This window comes from Cytobacillus sp. ABV4_503 (assembly GCF_056158445.1).
The window spans coordinates 2,400,892-2,425,039 of record NZ_JBSWTH010000001.1; the positions used below are offsets into that span (position 1 = coordinate 2,400,892).

The window sequence follows — 24,148 nt, forward strand, 5'->3', positions numbered from 1 at the left end:
CACTTTTCACAGAAAAATAGTTTGGTATTTTCTAGTTTTATATTATTTGTTGCAATTTTAAACACTTATAAAACAAAAAAAAGAAGCTGAATACTACTGCTTCAGCTTCCTCCACAATGTCGACCGATTAATGCCTAACCGTTTTGACACCTTTGTTTGATTTTGGTTTTCTTCTTCCATAACTGCTTCGATAATTCGTTTTTCAATCTGATCCAACGTTCCATTTAACAGACTGTCTTCAATTTGAACTGGCCGGTGCTTCCGATTCAGCTGTCTTGAAACAGTCTCTTTACTGATGGTATAGCCTTTCTCAGCTGCTAAGACATCAAAAAGGAATGCTTTCAGCTCAGCCGTATTGCCTGGCCATTTATATTGCTCCAGCAGCTCCATCGCATCCTCCCTGATTTTTACAGCCGAGGTTCCATACTGCTGATGAAAATGTGCAATAAAGTAAGCTGTTAAAGCTCTTATATCATCCTTGCGTTCTAATAAAGAGGGGATATAGATCCGAACGGTTTCTTCGTTATAAAGAAGGGAATAGAATTCCTGCATTTCACTGGGCAGGGATAGAATTACTTCTTTCCCTGATTCTGCCCAATTCTGACACTGCTTTAACAAATGGGGCTTCTCTTCTCCTGATATGTCCTCAGCGCCGTATATATATATAGATCGGATGTCGTCATCAAAGGGATCCAAACCTCTTCTTGCTCTTGCTTCCTTTGCATGTAAAGAAAGCAGCAAACCGGCCCCCTGATGTTTTAAGTAATGGATATAGCGTGCTAATAATCCTTTTCCAGTGCCGGCAGCACCAATTAAAAGCCATAAATTTCGGTTTATTCCTGCAGAAATAGCAGCCAGACAATCTTTCATCGCGTCACTCTCATTGATGATCATCGGCAGCTGTGACACTGATTCCACGTTAAAATCTTCTGAAGAACTCTTCATATGATTAAGCTCTTTAATAATGAATTGAGTATAGGTTTCACCCGTAATTTCAAGGTTCGAAACCTGAACTTTAAGCATATCTCCCTTAATACCTTCAATCATTTCAACGGACTCTGCATTTCCCTTCCGGTGTACAAGACTCTGTAAATCACTTACGAGTATGGGAGGAGAAGAAAAAGTATTCCATTGTTCAAATACACATTCAGCATTACTGTCAAAAATGATAAGATTGTCAGTGTTCTCCTTGATAATTGCCCGAAGCAGGTCGTTTTCCTGCTGTTTTCTGCGAAAAGAATGATACACGGATTTCACTTTTTGGAACGAATCAAAGATGGCTTCACGGCCGGATTGTATCAGGATTCCCTCGAGCCCTGCTTTAGCGGCAGCTTCCATAGTTACAACATCACCCATGATCAATTCAAAGCCCTTGGATTTTAGTTCCAGAACAAGGGCTTCTACTTCCTCTTCCTTTTGAATCGTAAAAACCTCTATACCAATATCCAATATGTCAGTAATCGTTTTGGCGCCAAGCGTTATGTTGGAAAAGCCAACAATTGCTTTCTTACCTGGAAAATCATTGGCAAGGGTTAAAACCCGAAGCATATCGTACCCGGATACCTGAATATCAATAACAGGGATATTTGTTTCCTGCTGGATCAGCTTTGCGGTTCCACCTCTGCTGATGATCATATCAATACCTTCAGATTCGGCATTATTCACATACGGGAGTGCCTGCCCCAGATTTCCGGTTGCTATTTTAATGTCCAGTTCTTTTTCCTCTTTCCTGCATTCCTCAATTAATGGAAGCATAGCAGGATAAGGGGCAATAAATAATGTCTTTATTTTCATCGCATTCACCTAAATGTATCTTACCATTCATTTCTAAGCGGCACCAATAAATAGGAAAACAGGTCATTGGTTCTTTTAAAAGCTTATTTCTTTATCTGCCCATTCCCTTTAACAATATATTTCGTCGAAGTCAGAGCCGGCAGCCCCATCGGACCGCGGGCATGGAGCTTTTGGGTGCTGATCCCGATTTCTGCGCCGAACCCAAACTCGAAACCATCCGTGAAGCGTGTGGAGGCATTATGGTAAACTGCCGCTGCATCGACTTCACTCAGGAATTTTTCCACATTATCAGGGTTTGCAGAAACAATTGCCTCAGAATGTTTAGTGCCGTAGCGGTTAATATGAATAATTGCCTCATCCACGCTTTTCGCCACTTTCAATGCGACTTCCAAGCCTAAATATTCAGTGGCCCAATCTTCTTCCACGGCTGGGATGATCTTTTCCCCGCACACACCTTCATCACCGTGAATAATAACCCCTTTTTCCTTTAGTGCAAGCACAAGATCATTCAGGCCATCCCACTCTCTGTGCACGATGATCGTTTCACATGCATTGCAAACGGATGGACGCTGTGTTTTCGCATTGATGGCAATGTTGATCGCCATTTCCTTATCAGCATCTTCATCAATATAGACATGACAATTGCCTGCACCTGTCTCAAGTACCGGGACTGTGGAATTCTCAACAACTGTCTTAATTAGCTTTGCCCCTCCCCGCGGAATCAGGACATCCAGGTATTCGTTCAGTTTGAACATCCCTGAAGCAGTTTCCCGGCTCGTATCCTCTATAAGCTGCACAGCATCAGACGGCAAGTCGCTCTTTTCCAATGCATGATGAATCACTTTCACAATTGCTTTATTGGAATGGATGGCAGTAGAACTTCCGCGCAGCATAACAGCATTCCCCGTCTTCAAACATAAGCTGGATGCATCCACCGTGACATTTGGACGCGCTTCGTAGATCATCCCGACTACGCCAAGCGGGACCCTTACTTGTGTAATGGCGAGTCCGTTCGGACGTTCCCAGGAGGATAAAACCTCCCCAACCGGATCGTCCAGATGAGTAAGCTGGAGTAGTGCGTCCGCCATATCCTGAAGACGGGCTTCATTTAAACGCAGACGGTCTAACAAAGCATCACTCATTCCATTTTTCTTTCCTGCGTCCAGATCTTTCCCATTTTCTGCCAATATAAAATTCTTCTCCTGCATCAGCTGCCCTGAGATCAGTTCAAGCGCATGATTTCTTTGCATTGTCGTTTTTTTCGCCAGCTCTGCAGCTGCCTTTTTCGCTTTCTTCCCTTTTAAAATTAATTCCATGAGCTTTTCTCCTTTCTTTTTTGGCTTACCCAATGATCCCGGTGAATAACTACACGGCGGTCGCTTCCTGCAATCTGCATTGCTTCCGAACTGGATAACCCTTTAATAGCCAACAGCTCTTCGGAAGAGAAGTTAACCTGCCCTTTGCCGATCAAATCTCCTTTGGGACCAATCACTTCCACGACATCATGAACATGAAAATGGCCGGTAATGGTGGTCACTCCTGCAGGCAGAAGGCTTTTTCCCTGGGTTAATATGGCTTGAGCAGCACCGTGATCCACTTCGATTTTCCCATTAGGGACAGAATGCAGTGCAAGCCATTGCTTGGAGGTTTTGACACTAGGCTGGGAGCTGGTTCCAATATAAGTCCCATCCCCCTTGCCATCGATGATTTCAATCAGCTTTTCCGTACCATTCCCAACCCCTATAAAAACTTGCACACCCAGTGCCAAGGCTGTTCTGGCAGCCGCGAGCTTCGTCACCATTCCGCCGGTTCCCACCTTTGAACCTGATCCTGCAGCAGCATTCATCAGGTCATCGGTTATTTCCGTTATATAATTAAACTTTTTCGCATCAGGATTCGTGCGGGGATTTGAATCATAGATCCCGTTTACATCCGTCAGTATAATCAGCCGCTGTGCCTGAATCAGACCGCTTACAAGTGCAGACAGCATATCATTATCGCCAAAGGCCAGCTCATCAATCGATACTGAGTCATTTTCATTAATGATTGGAAGGACATTCCGTTTCAATAATTCGGACAAGGTTGCATGTGCATTTTGGTATTGCTCCTTATGCAGGAAGTTTTGTCTTGTCAGCAGCAATTGCGCAGCTACGATGCCATGCTTTTTAAATTCTTCGGTATATCCCTGCATTAACAGCCCTTGACCGACAGCAGCGGCTGCCTGTTTTCCGGCGATCGTCACCGGGCGTGAAGGATAGCCAAGATCCGCAAACCCTGCGGCGACGGCACCGGATGATATCAATATCACTTCATGCCCCTTCTCTTTCAGCCGGGAAAGGGCAGCTGCGTGTTCCTCCAGCTTTTCAATACACAGTCCGCCATTCATATTCGTCAGCGAGCTGCTTCCGATTTTGACGACAATCCGTTCCCTTTTCACATTTACCACCACCTTTATAAATAAAAAAAGCCCTCCCATCCCTTTAAAAAGGACGGAAGAGCTTTGTCTTTCGCGGTACCACCTTCATTGGCACTTCACACAGCAAGTGCCCGCTTTGGAAATCCTTTAACGCAGGAAATTCGGCCAGGTTTGCCTGGCAGCTCAAGGGCTAGGTTCAATAGCTTTGCAGGCTGCAGGATCTTTCAGCCGGTGAATCCCGCTCTCTTCTAGCCTGAGTTCTACTTACTGGTTCCCTGTCATGGCTGTTGAATTCTTCTTATAATTAGAATTATTATGCATCCTACGGTATATTATGTCAATAATTAATTCGCTGATTTAAAGGATTAAATGAAAGCGCAATGCGCCTGGAGCTGGATAGTTTACTAACTTTAGAAGTTTATACTCTTTTACGCCATAATCCTTTCTTCCTTAATATCATGTAAAGCATTGCGCACTTTTCCAAATTCAGAGGCATGCGGCCGGTCTTCCCCATCACCGTAGCCATAGTCAACCATGCGGTTCCGGTTCAGGCAGAGTTTGGTCAGCTCCGGCTTGAAGAAATCAAACAACTTGAACCGTTCTTTAAGCTGCGGGAACTTTGCCTGATAATCCTGAATAGCTTCTGCCAGATAGGACCAGAATGTTTTTTCCTCCATCAAGTTATGATTGATCAGCACGTTTGATAAATAGCGGAGGTGGCAGATAAACAGGCCGGTAAAAATAAATTGTGTAAGACCCTCAGGCGGTTCACTGCGCAGCACAGCTTTCAGGTTCTCATCCAGCCCGGAAAGCTCCTGAAATGGCTGGTCTGATATATTAACGTCATCTACATAATCTTTAACTCCCAATCTCACGGGCTGTGAATCTTTTAAAATAAGAATGGTATTTTGCCCATGTGGGGAGAAGACGGTTCCATACTGATAAAGGAAATGCAGCAGGGGCGGCATGATGACATTGAAAAACTGCTTCATCCACTCATTCGCGCTTAATCCTGACTTCTCTATCAGACTTTGAACAAACGGTTTTCCATAGGCATCTTCATGATGAAGAGCTGCAAGGGTAATCGGTTTTTCCCCTACCTTCAAATACCCATAGATGCTTTCCCGCCAAATGGCGCCGAGCATTTCATTGTACTGATAAGGTGCTCCATTTAAAGAATTGTAATAAGGGTGATCGACATTGATGCTTGCGATTTCCCCCGGCAGCACAACCTCACACTCTTCCTTTAAGAAGCTGTCATTCTCAAAAATTCCTTTAATAAAGGCTGTAACCTGCGGGGCAATTACCGTCCGTTCGGAAGGAAGCCCGCGGTAGACCAGTGTATTTAAAATGCTCATCGGAAGCTTCACATGGTGTTTCCTCTTATCACTCATATTCACAAATGTCCGTATGGACTGCTGGGGCAGGTAATGGTCTGTCCCTTCTTCAAGAGGGATCATTTTTTTATTTGCCAAATCTTCCGGGAAGTTTTGGATCAGAATGTTTTTCCATTGCCATTCATGCACCGGCATAAAAAAGTATTCTGAGGGATCCAATCCATATTTTCTGACGATGTCTGAAAAATTTCTGGTCATTTCATCACCAAGTTCATTCTGAATCAGTTTCTCATAGTTTAGCCCAGTGACAGACTGGAATTGGGCACGCTCCCGGTGGATGGCTAACCAGAACAGCTTCGTTTCATTGTGATTTTCCGGAGCGAAGTTTAAGTAATCATCCATGCCAAAACCGATGCGTCCTTTGTTATAGGTAATCCAAGGGTGTCCGGTCATTTCGCCTTCCAATTCCGCATAATCAAGTTCCGTTAATTCATCAGCTTCTTTTCTGTGATGTACCATTAAATTTGCATCGGCAATCAGGGTATGATTCAATTCCCTGATCAAGTGCCCCGCTGTTTCGGATGACATGCCAATACTCTCCTTGATATCAGTGAGTAATTGAATCGCATTGACAGCCGGCTGCCATGCGTCCTTTTTAAAGGCTTCAACAGAATCCGCTTTTACGTCAAAACTGTCAAATAACCGTTTTTCTGCCTTAAAGCGGTACCTGCGGCCTGTGGCTGTCTGTAAATAGTAAACATTGTCTTCTAATTCTGGCTGAATCATATCTTCATACATAAATTCTGAAAGCATTTTGGCCAGCAGATTTTGATTTACCTTTTCCCAGACTTCCTTCTGCAGTATTTCTTCAGTTTCATTGATATATAACATACTGTTCCTCCTTTATCTGACTGCGGCTGTCTTCCAGGATTCATCCGCTTCAAATGATTGAAATACATTCTTTTTGTTCACCTGATAGATTTCCCTGCCGTAGACCTGGTTGATGATGACAGCGTTCCGGTATGCCCCTAGCCCAAGGTCAGGTGCACCGATGCCATGTGTATGAAGTTCCCCATTTTGGATGAAAATCTTATTTTCTTTCTTGGTTCTAGTCTCCAAAGTATAATCGCGCATCACCTTGAAGCGATTATGATCATCCCAAACGATTTCGTCCTGCATCTGGAGAAGAAAATGCGGCATGGACGGTGCATAACCAGTCCCTAAAATGACGAAATCTGACTCCAGCTGAAATAATTCTTCAGAAACACAATGTTTTAATGTCAGCAAATGAGTGGCATTCCTTAGTTCGATTCCTTCAAGTTCTGTCATGGCGAGCAAATGAATCGGCGGCTTATCCCCGCAAGCTGTTTTATCATACAAAAGGTCATAAATATCAGCGATCGTATTCATGCTGATTCCCTTGTAAAGAAGATCCTGCTTAGAAAGCAGAGCCTCCTTCTTTTCCTCAGGAAGCTGGAAAAAGAAATCGATATAATCCGGCGAAAAATACTCCAGGCCCAATTTACTGTATTCCATCGGAAAGAAACCATATGACCTTGTGAACCAATTTAATTCATAGGCACCTTCATCCTGCTCCTGCAGCAAATCATAGAAAATCTCGGCTGCGCTCTGGCCTGAGCCGATCACAGTGATCGAACCTGCCTGCTCAAGCTCACTTTTACGCTCCATATACTGAGAAGAATGCATGACGTTTGGACCCAGATGCTCTTCCAGATGTGAAGGAACTGAGGGGCTAGTTCCAATTCCGACGGCGACATGTTTTGTCAGGTAAAATTCAGCTTCACCTGTTTGCACATTTCTGACAACAATTTCATATAGTTCATTTATTGGGCTGATTTTTTCCACCCGGAAGCCAAATCTGCAGGATGGCAGCTGGCCGGCTACCCAGCGGCAATAGTCATTGTATTCTTTTCGCGGAATGTGAAATTTCTCCAGAAAATAAAAATGGTAAAGCCTGTTATGGGTTTGAAGATAATTTAAATATGTAAATCTGCTTTGCACATCGGCCATACTGATTAAGTCAGCGAAAAATGGCACTTGAAGGGTTGTTCCCTCGATCAGCATCCCTTTATGCCAATTGAATTCCGACCTTTGTTCAAAAAACTGGACATCCTTTCCTCCTGTTTCTTCCATCATGGCGGCAAGGCCGAGATTGAATGGGCCGATGCCGACACCTATAAGGTCATACACTTTCTGCTGCTGTAAAGACATCCTTCCATCTCCTTTCAAACTGTTCTCTTTCACAGAACATCAGCATGCCCGTCTTATCCGGCAGCTCAATGGGCTTTATTTTTTCAAATCCGCATCTCTCAAAAATATGAATCATTTTCTTATTGCGGATGTCCGGCTCTGCGATTACTTTTTCTGTCCCCTGATGTAAAAATTGAAAATGGACCATTGAACGAAGGAGCGGAAGAGCATACCCTTTTCCCAAATAGTCTGATTCACCAATCAGCAGATGGATTCCCCGGTCTTCAGGATGAGGATCATAGCAGCTTTCAACCACATCCCCATTAACCCAATACGCTTCCCAATAGCTCATTGGAACTCCATCCATCAGGCCTAAAAAAAGTGTCTGGTGTGTATCAGCCAAAAAGCCTTCCAAATGAGTCCAATATTTTTCATAAGGGATGTTCAGATTCCAGAATGGACTGACATGTTGCTCCTGGTGCCATTTATGGAGGGTCCCCGCATCCCTTTCCATCTCGACTTTTACAAAGGATATGGCCTGATTCACTTCCCGATCATAAAAACTAAACTCCGGCTTCATCAGTAATCAGCACCTTTTGCAGCGGATTTGGGATTTTCGTATAAACAGATTGGGTTTCCAGTGAACCGACCAGTTCATCCATATCATAAAAACGTGTGAGCAGGTTGGCTTTGCAAGGAAGCTCCTTCAAATGGAGCAAGCTTCTAAGCAAGGCGGATCTCCCCCCGGTCTTTTGATCATGGTTTAAGAGTTTTTTCTTCAAAATGGCCAGGAGAGCTTCCTCATCAGCGAGTCCCGCTGTCCCAAAACCATTTATGAGCCCAAACAGATGGTTCATAAAAAAGTAATAGCGGAAGCGCTCGATTGCGACATCATCACTGCAGAGTGTAGAACTTTTCCGGCTCACATCCGGAATGATTTCGGCAAGCAGCTCAGCTTTTGATTCACTAAAATAATATCCCTGATTATCCCGGTAATAGAATGTGGACGGGTAGCCGTTGTCCAGCTGGACAATTGAATTTTGCTGATGAGCCTCCAGCGCTACCCCATAAGTTTCATACAGCCAAATCAAAGGATCGAGTGTAATGGATAGGTATTTTTCAAACCAATCCCGGCTGACTTCCGTCGTCATCCGATTTTCTTTTTCTGCTATTTCATGGATAATCGATTCCAGGCGGGTGCGCCCGCCATAACCATGATTCTGAACAAGGCCTGCTATTAAACTTATATTGCTGTCATTCTCATAAAAGGGATTTTCACGGATGACCACTTCAAATCCGGAGATTTCTTTATCCAACGGAATATTCAGGAAAGCAGGATCCTGAATGATATGGAAAGCTGGATACAGTTCCTGGAGCTTATTGCCCAACTGGGATTGCATCAGCCTCGTCACTTCTACTCCCCTGTAAAGTTCCTTTTCGAGATTCACCCGCAGTGAATTTGTAATTTTCACCGGAACTGAAAACTTAAACATATAGTGAAAATCCGGATTATAAACGGTCCTCATGGAAGACGTCGCCTCGAATGGCATTCCGTAAGGGCCGATATAGACCAGTTGACCTGAATGAATCAAATCCTGCACTTGCCTGTCTTTTAGCAGAACAGGTACCTGGAGCGGATGAACAGGGATGAAGACAGATTTAGGGTCCAGGCCAAACTTTTCTTTAAATCCTTCATCACTCTGCAGCAGCTCCATTATAATCTCTGCGGCACTGGCCAGATCAGCTGAGTCCTGAGAGACAATCGCCCGGTCCGCCTTAAAAAAGTGAAGCTGGAAGCTGCCCTTTAGTTCCGGAGAATAGGAAGACTCCGCTTCAAAGGACATTCCCTGTTTGCTTTTTGGCGTAGGATGGAGCAGATGGCCAAATAACAGCGACTGCTCTGCTTCAATAAAGGTAAAGTCAGTTTTCTGAAGACTTTCTGAATCCCCTTCACGCTCCTGCAAATAGCGCTGAATATTGCGGCAGCTGAGAATCGCCCGCATCATCAGCTCATCTTCCGCTCCTTCTCTTTCTGCAGATGCCAGTAATTCCTTGCTGATCAGGGAGACCAGTGTGACATAATCAAGAGGAACACTCTTCCCATTGACTTCCATAAAGAGCGGAAATTGAAAGGTATGGCTTCCAGTCAGAGACCAGTGCCTGACCGCAGCATAAATAACAATATCCAATTGGGCCAGTTTGATTTCCAGCCAAATAGAAGGTGTTTCTCCTTCCCATTCAGGCTTCCAATTTTCAGACACCCGAAACTGCTGTGTTTCTCTTAAATAGCAATTTAAGAAACTCTGCATGCTTGCCTGCTGTGCTATTACAGTATGATCTGTCAAAGGGCTTCCTCCTTCTGTTTGAACTCTTTTGCAAATTGCATGAGAGATTCAAAAGCTAATTTTACTTCAGCCATAGTTGTCTGCGGATTTAATAGTGTGAATTTCAGAAACTGCAAGCCATCTACTCTTGTTTTAGCGATCAGTCCCTCTCCGCTATGCAGAAGTTTTTTATAAATGTACATGTTAAGTCCATCAGCATCCTTTTCATCGGATAACCGGAAGACAATGGCATTTAATTCAGGTTCAGGATTTACCACGTCAATCCCTGGTGTTTCCCTCAGCCATAGGGCGGTTTGTTTTGCCAGTCCAATCGTATGGTCAATCATGCTGGAAAAGGTTCTTTCTCCAACCATCCTTAGTGACATATAGAGCTTTAGAGCATCAAACCGCCGTGTAGTCTGGACCGATTTATTCACCAGATGAACTAGTTCATCTTCTTCGGGATTTAAATAATCTGCGTGGCAGGACAAATACCTGAAGATTGATTTATTTTTAACAAAGAAGGCTCCGCAGCTGATAGGCTGATAAAACATTTTGTGAAAGTCGATGGCCACCGAGTCTGCCAGATTGATTCCAGCCAATTTGCCGTGATGTTTTTCACTCATAACCAGAGCTCCGCCGTATGCAGCATCTGCATGCAGCCACATTCCATTTCGACTTGCGATATCCCCCAATTCCACGAGAGGGTCAATGCTTCCAAAATCAGTCGTTCCACACGTGGCAGCGATGCACATAGGGTGATAACCGCCAGATTTCAGGCGCTTGATTTCTTCTTCTAAAGAAGAAATGCACATTCTCATTCCTGCATCGGTTTTGATCTTCACCACAGCCTGTTCACCGAGCCCGAGCTGGGAAGCTGATTTACTTACAGTAAAATGGGCTTTTTCTGAACAAAGAATCCGCAGCTTATGAGCTTCAGCAGGCAACCCCAGTTTTTTTACATCCCAATTCCACTGTGTCTGGCAATAATGATCCCGTGCCAGCAGCAATCCCATGTAATTTGATTGTGTACCTCCGCTTGTGAAGGTGCCGTCTGCACTATCGGCTAACGAAAGCTTTTCTGACATCCATTTCATCATTTTTTCTTCCAGATAAGTAGCGGCTGTGCTCTGATCCCACGAGTCCATCGACTGATTGAGAACAGCGATAATCAATTCAGCGGCGATGGCTGGGATCAGCGGGGGACAATGCAGATGCGCCATGCTGCCAGGGTGAGTTACATGGATACTGTTGCTTACGACTTTGTCCATTATCTCCTCAATTACCTTAGACGGAGACTCGCCATTTTGTGAACTGTTTGCTAATAGGACAATTTCCTTTTCAATTTCCTCTGCCTTTTTGCCGTTGAACACGTTCGGCTGCAGCCGGTAAAATTCACCAAGTAAATTCTGGACCTCAGAAAGGGTCCGCTGAAAGCTATTCTGGCTTTCAGCGTGGTGAGATAAGAAATACTGCTTAAAATGATTCATTTGACTGCTGCCTTTACAGCATCTGTAAAGATGCTTATGACCTCATCCAGCTGTGCATCTGTAATGATAAGCGGAGGAAGGAAACGGACAACGCTGCCATGTCTGCCGCCGACTTCAAGGATTAAGCCTCGATTAAAGCATTCTCTCTGGATACGGCTTGCAAGGGCCTGATCTGCTTTGAATTCCCCTTTTCGGCCGGTTGGTGCAGATGGATCAACAATTTCTGCTCCAACCATTAGCCCCCTGCCGCGAACATCGCCAATTTCAGGATATTCCTCCTGCAGAACCTTTAGCGCCACCATAAGCTTTTCACCTAAAACGCCAGCTTTTTCAGCCAATTTATTGTCTTTTATATAGCGAAGAGTGGCTGTTCCAGCGGCCATCGCCATCTGGTTTCCTCTGAATGTTCCAATGTGTGCACCCGGAGACCACTGATCAAGCATCTGGTTATAAATGACGACGGATAATGGCAGGCTTCCGCCAATTGCCTTTGAAAGAACAACAACATCAGGGATAATGCCTGCATGTTCAAAAGCGAAAAGCTTACCGGTTCTTCCAATGCCTGTCTGTACTTCATCGATTATGAGCGGGATATCCCTTTCTTTTGTAATTCGGCGAATTTCCTTTAGCCACTCGACCGGTGCCGGGATTGAACCTCCTTCACCCTGAACCACTTCCAGAATGATGGCAGCAGGCGGCAGTATACCGCTTTCGGGATCATCGAGAAGGTTTTCAATATAGCGGCTGCTGATTTTATGTGTCTCTTCCCCGCCAACCCCGAAAGGACAGCGGTACTCATATGGATATGGCATAAAGTGGACATCAGGCATCAATCCCTGGACTTTTTCCTTTGGTGAAAGATTTCCCGACAGCGCCATCGTTCCATGTGTAGCCCCGTGATATCCTCCCTGGAAAGACAGGATGCTCCTTCGGCCTGTTGCCGTTTTAACGAGTTTGATAGCTGCTTCGATCGCATCTCCTCCGGTTGGGCCGCAGAATTGGATCTTCGCCTCTTCGGCAAGTTCTTGTGGCAGGCTTTTAAACACTTCACTTACAAATTCTTCTTTTACAGGTGTTGTTAAATCCAGTGTATGTAAGGGCCGCTTATCATGAAGGACCTTCTCGATAGCCTCCGTAACGACCGGGTGATTATGGCCAAGGGCCAGGGTTCCGGCACCTGCAAGGCAGTCGATATACCTTTTTCCGTCTACATCCTTCACATAAACACCTTCGGCTTCCTCAATCGCAATCGGAATCCGCCGTGGATAGCTTCGTGCGTTCGATTCGCGTCTTTCCTGCTGTTTTAAATAAAATTCATTGGTTTTCTCTATTTGCAAAATGCTCATAAATTTATTTTTCCTCCTTCATTCTTGTTGAAAATGATTATCATTACTGATTACATGAACACTTTAAATGATAATGATTATCATCGTCAATAGGAGTTCTTCCCTAATTTACTTTCTTGTTTGAATTATTTCTATTTTTTTTAAGTCTTCCGTTGGATAGTGATGCAGTAAAATTCGAGAACAATTTCAGTATTGGAACTCATTTGAAGCGGTAAAGGTTGTCACTAGGCTTATTAAGTCTTTTGTCACCGATTCGGCACTATTTTTTTCTCCCTGTTCTACATTTCAGACATCCAAATGGGAATGCTAAGAAAAATCTTAAAGTGGGAGGATTTGCATATGGAGTCAAACGGTAAGCAGTTATCCATATTTTCTCTGGGCGGCATCAATGAAATTGGGAAAAACATGTATGTCATCCAATATCATAATGATATTGTCGTGATTGATGCTGGAGGGAAATTCCCCGACGAGACATTGTTGGGGATTGATTTGATCATTCCGGACATCACATACCTTGAGGAAAACCGGGAGAAAATCCGCGGGCTGATTGTCACTCATGGACATGAGGATCATATTGGCGGGGTTGCCTATCTTCTCAAAAAAATCAATATGCCGGTATATGCCACGAGATTTACGCTGGGGCTGATTGAATTAAAATTAACGGAGCATCGCCTGCTTGGTGATTCTGAGCTTATAAGCATTGATTCTGACTCTCGCCTTGATTTCGGGGAAGTTGGCGTTAGCTTTTTCAAGGTGAATCACAGCATACCCGACTGTCTGGGCATTGTTTTCAATACGCCAGAGGGCAATGTGGTCCATACGGGCGATTTTAAATTTGACTTAACTCCTGTAAATCAGGAGCATGCTGATATCCACAGGATGGCTGAAATCGGCCGCAGTGGAGTGCTTGCCCTTCTTTCAGAAAGCACAAACGCTGAGCGGACTGGCTTTTCGCCAACTGAGCATATTGTCGGGGAAAATATTGAGGAAGCATTTATGAAGGCTCCGCGCAAGATTATCATCTCAACTTTCGCTTCCAATGTGAGCCGTGTTCAGCAGGTTGTGGCCGCTGCGATTAAAACAAACCGAAAGCTGGTGCTGCTTGGCCGAAGTATGGTAAATGTTGTGGATGTAGCTATTGAACGCGGATACCTGACTGTTCCCGAGGGGATGATTGCCAATCCAAGAGAAGCGATGAATCTGGCCCCTGAAAAGGTGTGCATACTATGTACCGGCAGCCAGGGAGAGCCGATGGCTGCCCTCTCGCGCCTCTCTACAGGAAATTACCGTGATGCTGAGATTCATCCAGAGGATACCGTGATTTTAGCAGCTTCCCCAATCCCGGGCAACGAACGCGATGTCTCTAAAATCATTGATAATCTTTTTAAGCTGGGAGCCCGCGTGATATACGGTTCAGGCAGTTCAACAGGGATGCATGTGTCCGGCCACGGCTATCAGGAAGATTTAAAGCTTATGCTCACATTGATGAAGCCGAAATACTTTATTCCGATTCACGGTGAATACAGAATGCTTCACCATCATAAATTGCTTGCTGAATCCATCGGAGTTGAAGACGGGCATACTTTTATCATTAAAAATGGGGATGTCGTTGATATTGAGAACGGAGAAGCACGCCAGACAAGGCGGGTACCTGCCGGAGATACTTATGTAGATGGTGTGGGTGTTGGTGATATTGGCAGCATCGTGCTCCGCGACAGAAAGCAGCTGTCCGAGGATGGCATGATTGTGATCGTGCTGACCATGAGCAAGAGTGAGCGCAAAATGATATCGAGACCTGATACGATATCGCGAGGTTTTGTCTACGCACGCGAATCCGAAGATCTGCTGAGAGAAATAAATCGGATTGCGGAGAAAACCGTCAATGATCTTCCAGAACAGGATAAAAGCCAGTGGAATGTCATTAAGCAGAGCATTAAGAAATCACTGGGGCAGTATTTATTTGAAAAAACAAAGCGCAAACCAATGATCCTGCCAATCATAATTGAAATTTAAACGAAAAGAGGCAAGCCGTAAACGGCTTGCCTTTATCACAGGATAACTCCAATCAGTCAGGAAACTTCCCTCCAGATTGGAGTTTCCCATTATCTAAAGGGCTGCTTATCCGCGGCGTCCGCCTCGGCCGCCCCGCTTACCTTCAGTATTGCGCTTTAATGACGAAATATTTTCTTCACTCGATTTTAAGAATTTTGCCATTTTGTCTTCAAAGCTTTCCTTCGGCTTAAAGTTTCCTTTAGAACGGAAATCTCTGGAACCGCCGCGGCGATCATCTCTTCCCTGGCGCGGCGGGCGCTGAGAATAAGAAGATTGGCCTTCCGGTCTGTCCACTGCTTTTTTGATGGAAAGGGCAATTTTGCCTTCCTTCTCGCTAAGCACTTTAACAGTTACCTCATCGCCAACTTTTAAATGCTCGTTCACATCTTTAACATAGCTGTCCGCTACCTCACTAATGTGAACAAGACCTGTCGTGCCGCCTGGCAGTTCGACAAATGCTCCGAAATTTGTAATACCTGTTACTTTTCCTTGTACCTTACTTCCAATTTCGATTGACAAAAAAACTTCCCCCTCGGTAGTGTTAACAACGTCTTATTATAACTTTTTTTTAAGATAATTTCAACGCCCGCGATATTCCACCGATATTCTACCCGTTAAAATAAGGGATAAATCATATTTTTTGTTAAATTTTATTAAAATTTATGTATTTTATTTCATGTTAAGCCATGAAACTAACTAATTTTGTATGCAGATGGCACTCTTTTAGATTGAAAAAATTTTTTATGTGCGGATACCTCTTTTTTATGTGCGGATAAAAATTTTTATGTGCGCATAACGCTTTTTTATGTGCGGACAGCTGGATTTTGTGTGCGGAAGGTTAATTTAGCCAAATATTTAAATTGCAGCTTGAATCATTGATCCCATGACATAATGGCAAACAAAAAAGCTCCTGAAACAGGAGCTTAAACCCTACACTGAATGACCTTCCTGCAGAACCTTCCTGCTGAAATGGCGCTTCATGATAATCCCATAGAGGGAAGCTAAAACCTGCTGAAAGAGCATGCCGATAACCACAGGAACCGCAACAGGAGCGGGAAAATACGTGACTGCCAGTACAGAGCCAACACTGATATTCCTCATTCCGCCATTAAACGTAACAGCCACAGTCGTACCCTGATCGTATTTCAGTAAATTTGCGATGATGAAGGATATAAGATAGCCCATAAACGCTACACAAAATACAGTGATCCCAATGAGGACCAATTTAAGATTGACCTCCTTCAGATACGGGGCAACAACAGCTCCATTAAGCATAACCACAATGGCCATTCCAAGCTTTGAAAAAGGAGAGAGGCGGCTGCTTAAGGCTGCGGCGCTTTTTCCTGCAAACTGATTGAAGAGCATGCCAAGGAACGATGGCAGAACAACCATTCCGAATAATCCAGCCATCATCGGCACGGCATCGATCTGTACAGATTTCTGAAAAAACACAGACAATGTCAGCGGAACAATAAAGGGTGACAGAAAGGTATCAACCAGAATGATGGACAATGTCAGCGGAATATTGCCGCGATAAATGGAAACCCAGATGAAGCTCGATATGCCGGTCGGAATAGCCATAGCCAGTACCAGACCTGTAATAGTTAAGGAATCATCACCGAACGCAAGTTTACCGGTGCTCCATGCAAAAAGAGGCATCAAGATATGAAGCAAAAACAAAATAAGAAAAAGCGGCTTAGGATGATGAATGATTTCTTTTAAACTGCTAAAACTGGAGTTCAGACTGCCAGAAAACGTCATAAACGCAAAAACCAAAGGAATGATAAAGGCTAAATCCTTGATATAACCAGCGAGCATAACACCTAGCACTACGCTTATTGGAGTAATCAATGGCATCATTTTCTCCAGCTGTTTATTTATTTGAAGTAGCACACTGAGTACTCTCCTTTTCCGAATAATTGTTTACCTAACTAATTATTTTATCATAAACTAGCTGGTTATATATCAAAATAGTGAAAAAGAGCCAAAAATAGGCTCTTTTGATTATCTGCGTCTTTCCGGCATATATTTCAGCCATTTTCGCAATCTCCAGCTATTCACTCCATACCCTGCAAGCCCAATGGCTGCGATGCCTGCGGATAACTGCATGATCAGTATTTCTTCTAAATAAATGCCAAAGCCTGACCCAGTTAAACCTAGCATGAACAGCTGAAAGAGCTGGTTCTTCCGATTTTCATAGATTGAAAACTGAAACTGCCTTCTTTGCCCGGCCACTTTCATTGTTTCCAATTTACGCGGTGTTTCCAGGAATTCCGCTGCTGAATAAAATATTTTAAAGAGCGGCTGGGATTGAATAATACTCCAAATAAATGACCATTTATTCCCCTGGGAGCTTAACCACTCTTTAAAAACAGGTTTGCCATGGTCAAGAAGATCATCTTCCGGTACCAGATGGCGAACAACCCCTTCTATTGTCATAAATGACCTGCCCAGAAAAACAAAGCGGGTTGGCACCTGTATGGGAAGAGCAGTAATCAGATCATTCAGCTCAAGCTTAAGAGCAATTAAGTCTATATCCTTTAATTGAGAAAAATCAAATGACATCCAATCCGAGAGCAGCTTTTCCATTGATCCCGCATCTGCTTCAGGCAGTAAAAACCCTAACTGTGACAGACAGTCAACAGTTTTACTGTAGTTTTTAGCGAGAATGGATTCAATTAAATTCTGAAAAGAGACTGCATCTTTTTTTGAAATTTCACCAGCCATGCCGAAATCGAGAAGAATAATCCGCCCTTCCCTTGTGAACAGCACATTTCCAGGATGGGGATCGGCATGAAACATCCCAGGTTCCAGCCATTGCGGCAGGAAGATCTTCATCAGACGGCGTGCCAGATCCTGACGGGATATTTCAAGCATTTCAACCGCTGCTGCATCATTAAGCCTTTTTCCCTCCACCCATTCCATGACAAGCACTTTTGAGGTGCAAAGCTCCTGATGGACATCGGGAATTTTAACTATCTCACTATCTTTAAATCGGTCTTTAAAATAAAGCAAGGTTTCCTTTTCCTTTGTAAAATCAAGCTCCCGCTCAATAACCTGCTTAAGCTCCTGAAATAGGACTTTTAAATTAATGAATCCCTTAGGAATAGGGACAAACCGATCCGCAAACCAGACAAGAATACTTAGGGTCCGGAAGTCGGTATGTACGATTGATTGGATATCAGGACGCTGCACTTTAATGGCAACAATTGAGCCGTCCTGCAGAGACCCTTTATATACCTCTCCAATCGAAGCGGATGCTATGGCTTCTTTTTCAATCGCCACCACCTTTTTAGAGAGCTCACTGCCCCATTCTTCGTTTAAAATCCTCTGGATTTCACTCCATTCCGATGGCGGTACCTTATCGGTCAGGTCTTGAAGCTCCTGGATAAAAGCATGCGGAAGCAAATCAGATCGGATACTGATGAACTGACCAATCTTAATCAGCAGCCCTTCCAATTCAAAAAGTGTTGTCCGGAATTTTTTCCCGATGCCAGACCATAAATTTTCCCATTCTGCTTCTGATTTGCGGGTCCATTTATACCAGTAAATTTGAAAAATAATGAGAATTGCCAACGAAAACACTTTGTACATGCGGAGCCATTTACTTCTCGCCTTCATTTCCATCATCTTCTTCCCAAGTAAAATGTACTGTCTTATTCTGCAATAAAGGCTGAATACCCTTTTCTTTTAATACGGTATCATGTTTAAAAAGTTTCATAACATAAAAAACAGCCCGTCCTTACACAAAGGACAAGCTGCCTGCTTGATTCTCCTGGATATACTGATGAGTTATGCTGACAATCTTTTCTTTATCATGGTCCATGGATGCCACATGATAAGAGTTATAGAGCGATATAGCCTTCTTTTTCGCTGAGCCAATCTTCTCTAAAATAAAATCAGTACATTCTGCCGGCACAACATGATCTTCTATCGACTTAAAGCCTAACACAGGTGTTTTAATGGAAGGCAATAAGAATGGTGTTCTTTCCATGATTTTCTGCAATTCGAAGATGGAGGGGACCGGAACTTTCCCGTAAGTAATTTCTTCTACATCCACTTTTTTAATATCAGGTGCACCTTCATCAATGTACCTGGGATATGTTTTCCCTTTTAAATATTCATAACCCGGAACCCGAAGAGCGGCATTTATTAACACAATACCTGCAATTTCCGGATATTTATTAGCCAGCCAAAGGGTCAATGCGCCACCCATCGATTGCCCTGCGGCATAGACAGATTTGCATCTGTCTTTTAGGAATTGATAACCCTTTTCAGCTTCAGCAAACCAATCCTCATGAGAGGTTATTTCAATATCTTTATAATGTGTGCCGTGGCCTTTAAGCCTTGGAGCAAAAACCGTATAGCCAAGCCTGGCAAATGACTCTCCCAAAAACCGTACACTCTGGGGAGTTCCAAGAAAACCATGTGTAATCAGGATTCCGACCTCATTGCCTTCATAGTAGAATGATTCTGCACCGTCCAAAACAGGATAACGTTCATTCATCAATTTGTTCCTCCCTCAGAATTAATTATTCACATTATATAACCAACTATTCCGACCTGTCAACTTGTATTTAAAGACATATACCCCCACCTAAGAAACTTTTAAAAAACGGCTGCACTATTATGTGCAGCCGTTCGGCCATTCTTTAATATCTCTCAAGTAATTCAATAATCACTTTAAATATTGAGGTTGTATCCATATAGGCGTATTTGCCTTTCCCATTAAAAAAATTGCCAGTTTGTATGACAGGATATCCCAGTCCTTCCAGCAATCTGATTTTTTCATCCAGGTTATCGACAACAAACGAAATATGATGGACACCTTCCCCGTATTTCTCCAGATGTTCCTGCCAAGTACTTGGTGAATCACTTGGTTCAATTAATTCAATTTGAATGAAGGGTGTATTGATGAACATATATCTAGATTTACCTTCTGTTGGCTGACCTCTGAAAATAACCTGTGTCTCTTCACTTGGGCCTGATTGTATAATGGGTGGCATATCGGCACCGAGAAGCTTACAATAAGCTTCTGCAGCTAACTCCAGATCTTTTACCACGATTGCCAGCTGCTCGACTTTATTTGTTCCAAGCATCGGGCTTTGTAATTCTGGGGCAGCTGCAGTGTTTCTTGCCTCAGGGCTTTCCAGGAGTTCAACCAATATCTTGCAGTCCTTCAAGGTATCTGCATAAACATATCTGCCTTCACTGGCTGTAAACTCTCCACTTTGCAGTGATGAGTATCCGCTCTCCTCGAAAAACGGCATCCGCTCTATGATGGATTCCACATCAAAGGCAATATGGTGTATGCCTTCTCCGGCTCTATCCAAAAACTCCCGCATCGTGCCCGGTTCCTCATTCGGTTCAATAAGTTCAAATTGAACAGTTGGCGTATTTAGAAAAGCTAATTTGCTTCTTGATGCAGTAGGCTTTCCACGGTAAATTACCTTTGATACTTCCTGATCACCTGTTAAAAACCATTCAGGTTTCGGAACACCCAGTAAACTTGAAAAAGCTTCACTTGCCTCTTCAATATCCCGAACAACAAAAGCCAGCTGGTTAATGGACTGATTTCCTGCCAATGGCACTTTAGCGGTTTTGCTTTCTGCCATAAAAACACTCCTCCTAAATAACGCTTCTCCTCAGGATAAACCCCGTACAGCAAGTCCTCCATCACTGGAAATCACTTCTCCTGTAATGGCACGGGATTGATCAGAAGCAAGCAATAGATACGCTCCAACATGGTCCTCACTGGTCATGGCTATGCGAAGTGGATTTCGGGATTTAATGCTTTTCTCTTTTGTATCCTGATCGACTGCTTTCACAAACGGCTTAAGCGGATGAATGACATTGAGTGCCGTCAATGTGCCGCCGGGGGCAACTGCATTTATCCTGATATCCGGGGCTAATTCAAAGGCAAGCTGGCGCATTAAGCCGATTTGCGCGTGCTTGCTTGCTGTATACCAGACTCCGCCCCCGTCCGGGTAAAAGCCGGCTCCGGAAACCGTGAAAATCATATTTCCATTTGTTTTTTTCAATTCTTCTGCACAAGCTTTTGCACCATTGAAGTAGCCTTTGACATTAATAGTAAATAAAAGGTCATAGGCGTCTGACATGGCCTCTGGCGGGACTTCGCTGAATTTGGCAAACCCGTCGAATACGCCGGCGTTAGCAACGAATACATCCAGTTTCCCCGCCGCTTCCACAGCCGCTTCAACGGCGTGAATGTGATCCTCGTATTCAGTGACGTCCCCTTCCACGCATAGAACACGATCACCGAATTCCTTTTTCAATTGCTCGAGGCCAGCTGCTGACTTATCCAAGACAGTTACAAAGGCTCCTTCCTGTATAAAACTCTCTGTAACAGCCCATCCAATGCCAGAGGCGCCCCCGGTCAAATAGACTGATTTTCCGCTAAGCAGTGCCATACTGGATGCTCCTCCTTATACAAAAATAGCAAGATTTCTGGTATTGAGTGTCGTCTGATCGACAATGAAAACCCTCTTGGACAATTTCCAGACGCCATCTTCATATATAAATTCATCATGCCGTTCTCCTGAAATCAGGTCATGATGGATGTCTGTACTGCGGCTGCGATAGATTAGAAGATAACTATTTACAGAAGCTTTTTCATTCGGGACATAGTCGGAAAGCTTCACATTGCTTACATAGCGGCGAGTGCGGGAAGGCGGAATTTCCGCCCAGGCATAATCCGTTTTTAACCGTTCGACTCTCAGGCTCAGCAACTCTATATCATCATTAAAAGAAAACATATCTTCCGCATAATCCGGCCTTTCAGTGCCTTCTTTATTGACGCGTACAGGCATTTGATAACTCAGAGATGAATGCATAAGGCTGAACCAGCCATCAAAATCGATATGATCAAGCAGCTCAGCTTCTCTGTAGAGCCATTGTTCAAATTCATAGGTTGCGAGCATTTTCTCTAAACTCATTTTGTATTCCCCCATTTCCAGGCATCGTTCCAGTTTACTTAAGCGTTCATGAGATCAAGCCAGTAGCGATAGAAGTTCCTTTGATTTGCTTCAGAAAACTTATCATCGTAGACAACACCAGGACCGATGAAACCACTGACCGGTTCACGGTGCATCCCCATCGTATAATTGTAAACAAGTTCTTTCATAACAGGCATTGGACCTGATGCGGCAGCGGTTATGTCAGTAAATACTTCTGTATCATCCTGCTCGAAAATGCCTGAAGGGCTGAACGTTAAAATGAATGAATCCCTTGAACGTTTCTTCCAGTCCTCTGCCGCATTTTTCTCTACGAGGAACCAGGCGATCACTTCCATTTTATCAGGCCCAATTGGCCTCCACATCCGAACGGTTGTATTCGAAATCAGCTGCCCTTTCACTTTTGTATGCGAAATGAGGAAGCTCAGGTTGGGAAAGATGTTACCGATCATATTTTTCAAATTGGCCAGCACACCATATTGTTCATCTGTTAAATTGGATTTATATTCCGATTTCAGCTCTTCAGGGAATGCGAAGTCAGGATTAGGAGTGCCCAGATTTAATCCATGCCCGTTCATTGTGTGGATCTGGTATCCCTTTTTAGAATATGTTGCACTGGGCACCATGCCCAATTTTGCAATGGATCCATGAGTGACCATTGTATGGTAGGAATCGCCGACAAAGTTATCTGCTCCTACCTTCCAGTTTGAATGGATGATGAATCTTTGCGGAGGGCCGACGACTTCCATTTCAGCACGCCCGGCTAAAATGTCCAAATACCATTTGAAATCGCCCAAAAAATCTGAAAGAGACTCTGCTTCTTCATTCCAGGTTCCAAAAATAAGGCCTTTATACGATTCAATCCTTATTTTGTGGAGTCCCAGCTTGGACTTATCCAGGTCAGTTCCATAAATATCCTTCTGCAGAGGCACTCCAATCAGATCACCATTGTTTTTAAAATTGAATCCATGATAAGGACATACAAATGAGGATTTATTTCCTTTGTCAGCACGGCATAATTTCATCCCCCGGTGTGTGCACATATTGTAAAAGCCGCGGATTTCATTCTCTGAATCTCTTGTAATGATAATAGAGTAGCCTGCTAAATCTCTTAGCATATAATCATTTTTATTTGGGATTTCTGATTCATGACCAATAAAAAGCCAGGTTTTCATAAACACCTTTTTATGCTCAATATCGTAAATCTTAGGATCTGCGAGGATAAAAGCAGGAATGGATCCAGCCTCAGGCTGGACTGTTTCGTTTAAGTAGCCGATTGTTTCTTTTTGGGTCATTTCTTCTAAGTTCTTAGTTGTCGTTTTAATCATATGTAAATTCCCCCTTCGTCTTAAAATAAGCTTCTCCAAGGAGCGAGGAAAAGAATTTACTATTCTCTTCCTCTATAGCAGCAGGCTCATCCAACCCGGATCATCTCATCCCTATTCTTCAATGAAGCCAGGATGCTTAGAGCTGCCAGGTAGCTTGTCTTTGGATTATTAGGCATCGGGTCATTTTCGACTTGAAGCGACAGCTTTCCGAAGGAACCTGCTGCCTCAATCGTATGGCTATTTTTCCTTACTGCTGGATCGGATATGATTTTTACTCCGGTATTCTCGGCACCTAACCCCGCGAGAGACAAAATAATGGATACATTGATATTCCTTGGGAATAATCTAATGGCTTCGGCGGCAGACCCCTCAAAAAGCACCTTTTCGCCATCAAGCGGGGCACCAGGAAGCGCCTGAGGAGGCTTCCTGGTGATAATGGATACAGAATCCAGTTCACCAATCGATTTAGCTGCTTTTAAAACATCCAGGCCGCCGATTGCCCCTGATGGCAAGTGAATTTTCGTATTATTTAAAATGCAAATTTCTTCAAGGCACTTATAAAATTCCCGGTCTGCCAATGCCCCAACACTGCTGACAACCAGATCTTTGCCTGAGAGCAAAATGGAAGCAGCGTACTCCTCTACAGCTTCAACAGTTGCTGCTTCTATAACCAGGTCGGCATCGGATTTTAAAAGGGATTCCACGTCTGCAAAGATTTCCGCACTAAATTCCAGTGATAATTCCTTTGCCTGTTCCTGGCAGCGGGTATGAAGGCCAATAATTTGCGCATTCGGTATTAAGCAGTCTTTATTAATGCTTTGAAGCAGGAACCTGCCTATATTCCCGCCTCCGATTAAGGCTAATTTCATATCGGTA

19 protein-coding genes are annotated in these 24,148 nt (G+C 43.7%); 1 reads left to right on the plus strand and 18 read right to left on the minus strand.

What is annotated here, in order from left to right:
• Positions 1-93: 93 nt before the first annotated feature.
• The 9 genes from ACXAD1_RS12070 to ACXAD1_RS12110 form a co-directional block, all read right to left on the minus strand.
• Complete coding sequence (locus ACXAD1_RS12070) at positions 94-1,794, minus strand: PrpR N-terminal domain-containing protein (protein ID WP_370222160.1); 1,701 nt, start codon at positions 1,792-1,794, stop codon at positions 94-96.
• A gap of 83 nt (positions 1,795-1,877) precedes the next feature.
• Positions 1,878-3,110, minus strand: a complete 1,233-nt coding sequence (locus tag ACXAD1_RS12075) for a glutamate-5-semialdehyde dehydrogenase (RefSeq protein WP_474910124.1) — start codon at positions 3,108-3,110, stop codon at positions 1,878-1,880.
• The gene (gene proB / locus ACXAD1_RS12080) at positions 3,101-4,231 is read right to left on the minus strand and encodes a glutamate 5-kinase (protein WP_474910125.1); all 1,131 of its coding nucleotides are present in this window, start codon (positions 4,229-4,231) and stop codon (positions 3,101-3,103) included. Before proB ends, ACXAD1_RS12075 begins: the two co-directional genes overlap by 10 nt.
• 407 nt (positions 4,232-4,638) lie before the next feature.
• Positions 4,639-6,438 carry an IucA/IucC family protein gene (locus ACXAD1_RS12085; protein WP_474910126.1) on the minus strand — a complete coding sequence of 600 codons (1,800 nt, stop codon included), beginning with the start codon at positions 6,436-6,438 and terminating at the stop codon, positions 4,639-4,641.
• A gap of 12 nt (positions 6,439-6,450) precedes the next feature.
• Positions 6,451-7,779, minus strand: coding sequence for a lysine N(6)-hydroxylase/L-ornithine N(5)-oxygenase family protein (locus tag ACXAD1_RS12090; RefSeq protein WP_474910127.1), 1,329 nt, complete (start codon positions 7,777-7,779; stop codon positions 6,451-6,453).
• Positions 7,751-8,338, minus strand: a complete 588-nt coding sequence (locus tag ACXAD1_RS12095) for a GNAT family N-acetyltransferase (protein ID WP_474910128.1) — start codon at positions 8,336-8,338, stop codon at positions 7,751-7,753. The genes ACXAD1_RS12090 and ACXAD1_RS12095 overlap by 29 nt, the downstream gene beginning before the upstream one ends.
• The gene (locus tag ACXAD1_RS12100) at positions 8,322-10,103 is read right to left on the minus strand and encodes an IucA/IucC family protein (protein WP_474910129.1); all 1,782 of its coding nucleotides are present in this window, start codon (positions 10,101-10,103) and stop codon (positions 8,322-8,324) included. Before ACXAD1_RS12100 ends, ACXAD1_RS12095 begins: the two co-directional genes overlap by 17 nt.
• Entirely contained in the window at positions 10,100-11,572 is a 1,473-nt protein-coding gene (locus ACXAD1_RS12105; protein ID WP_370224527.1) for a pyridoxal phosphate-dependent decarboxylase family protein, read from the minus strand. The genes ACXAD1_RS12100 and ACXAD1_RS12105 overlap by 4 nt, the downstream gene beginning before the upstream one ends.
• Complete coding sequence (locus tag ACXAD1_RS12110) at positions 11,569-12,918, minus strand: diaminobutyrate--2-oxoglutarate transaminase (protein ID WP_474910130.1); 1,350 nt, start codon at positions 12,916-12,918, stop codon at positions 11,569-11,571. The genes ACXAD1_RS12105 and ACXAD1_RS12110 overlap by 4 nt, the downstream gene beginning before the upstream one ends.
• Positions 12,919-13,257: 339 nt before the next feature.
• Between ACXAD1_RS12110 and ACXAD1_RS12115 the strand changes: the two genes are divergently transcribed.
• A complete protein-coding gene (locus ACXAD1_RS12115) occupies positions 13,258-14,931 on the plus strand; it encodes a ribonuclease J (RefSeq protein WP_370224530.1) in 1,674 nt (557 codons plus the stop codon).
• 105 nt (positions 14,932-15,036) lie between these two features.
• On the opposite strand, the gene ACXAD1_RS12120 is transcribed toward ACXAD1_RS12115, so the two are convergent.
• From ACXAD1_RS12120 to nadX, 9 genes are all read right to left on the minus strand, one after another.
• Positions 15,037-15,489: a S1 domain-containing RNA-binding protein gene (locus tag ACXAD1_RS12120; RefSeq protein WP_009334297.1), complete on the minus strand. Its 453-nt coding sequence runs from the start codon at positions 15,487-15,489 to the stop codon at positions 15,037-15,039.
• Positions 15,490-15,900: 411 nt separating this feature from the next.
• Positions 15,901-16,863 (minus strand): bile acid:sodium symporter family protein, encoded by a 963-nt coding sequence (locus ACXAD1_RS12125; RefSeq protein WP_370224532.1) that lies wholly within the window; start codon positions 16,861-16,863, stop codon positions 15,901-15,903.
• A gap of 111 nt (positions 16,864-16,974) precedes the next feature.
• Entirely contained in the window at positions 16,975-18,591 is a 1,617-nt protein-coding gene (locus tag ACXAD1_RS12130) for an ABC1 kinase family protein (protein ID WP_370224534.1), read from the minus strand.
• Positions 18,592-18,712: 121 nt separating this feature from the next.
• Positions 18,713-19,477, minus strand: coding sequence for an alpha/beta hydrolase (locus tag ACXAD1_RS12135; protein ID WP_474910131.1), 765 nt, complete (start codon positions 19,475-19,477; stop codon positions 18,713-18,715).
• 145 nt (positions 19,478-19,622) lie between these two features.
• The gene (locus ACXAD1_RS12140; protein ID WP_474910132.1) at positions 19,623-20,585 is read right to left on the minus strand and encodes a VOC family protein; all 963 of its coding nucleotides are present in this window, start codon (positions 20,583-20,585) and stop codon (positions 19,623-19,625) included.
• Positions 20,586-20,615: 30 nt separating this feature from the next.
• On the minus strand, positions 20,616-21,401 hold the full coding sequence (locus tag ACXAD1_RS12145; RefSeq protein ID WP_370224537.1) for an SDR family NAD(P)-dependent oxidoreductase: 786 nt from the start codon (positions 21,399-21,401) through the stop codon (positions 20,616-20,618).
• Positions 21,402-21,416: 15 nt separating this feature from the next.
• Positions 21,417-21,926: an aromatic-ring-hydroxylating dioxygenase subunit beta gene (locus ACXAD1_RS12150; protein WP_474910133.1), complete on the minus strand. Its 510-nt coding sequence runs from the start codon at positions 21,924-21,926 to the stop codon at positions 21,417-21,419.
• Between the two features lie 38 nt (positions 21,927-21,964).
• The gene (locus ACXAD1_RS12155; protein WP_370224540.1) at positions 21,965-23,272 is read right to left on the minus strand and encodes an aromatic ring-hydroxylating dioxygenase subunit alpha; all 1,308 of its coding nucleotides are present in this window, start codon (positions 23,270-23,272) and stop codon (positions 21,965-21,967) included.
• 86 nt (positions 23,273-23,358) lie between these two features.
• Positions 23,359-24,141, minus strand: coding sequence for an aspartate dehydrogenase (nadX, locus tag ACXAD1_RS12160; RefSeq protein ID WP_370224542.1), 783 nt, complete (start codon positions 24,139-24,141; stop codon positions 23,359-23,361).
• Positions 24,142-24,148: the final 7 nt, after the last annotated feature.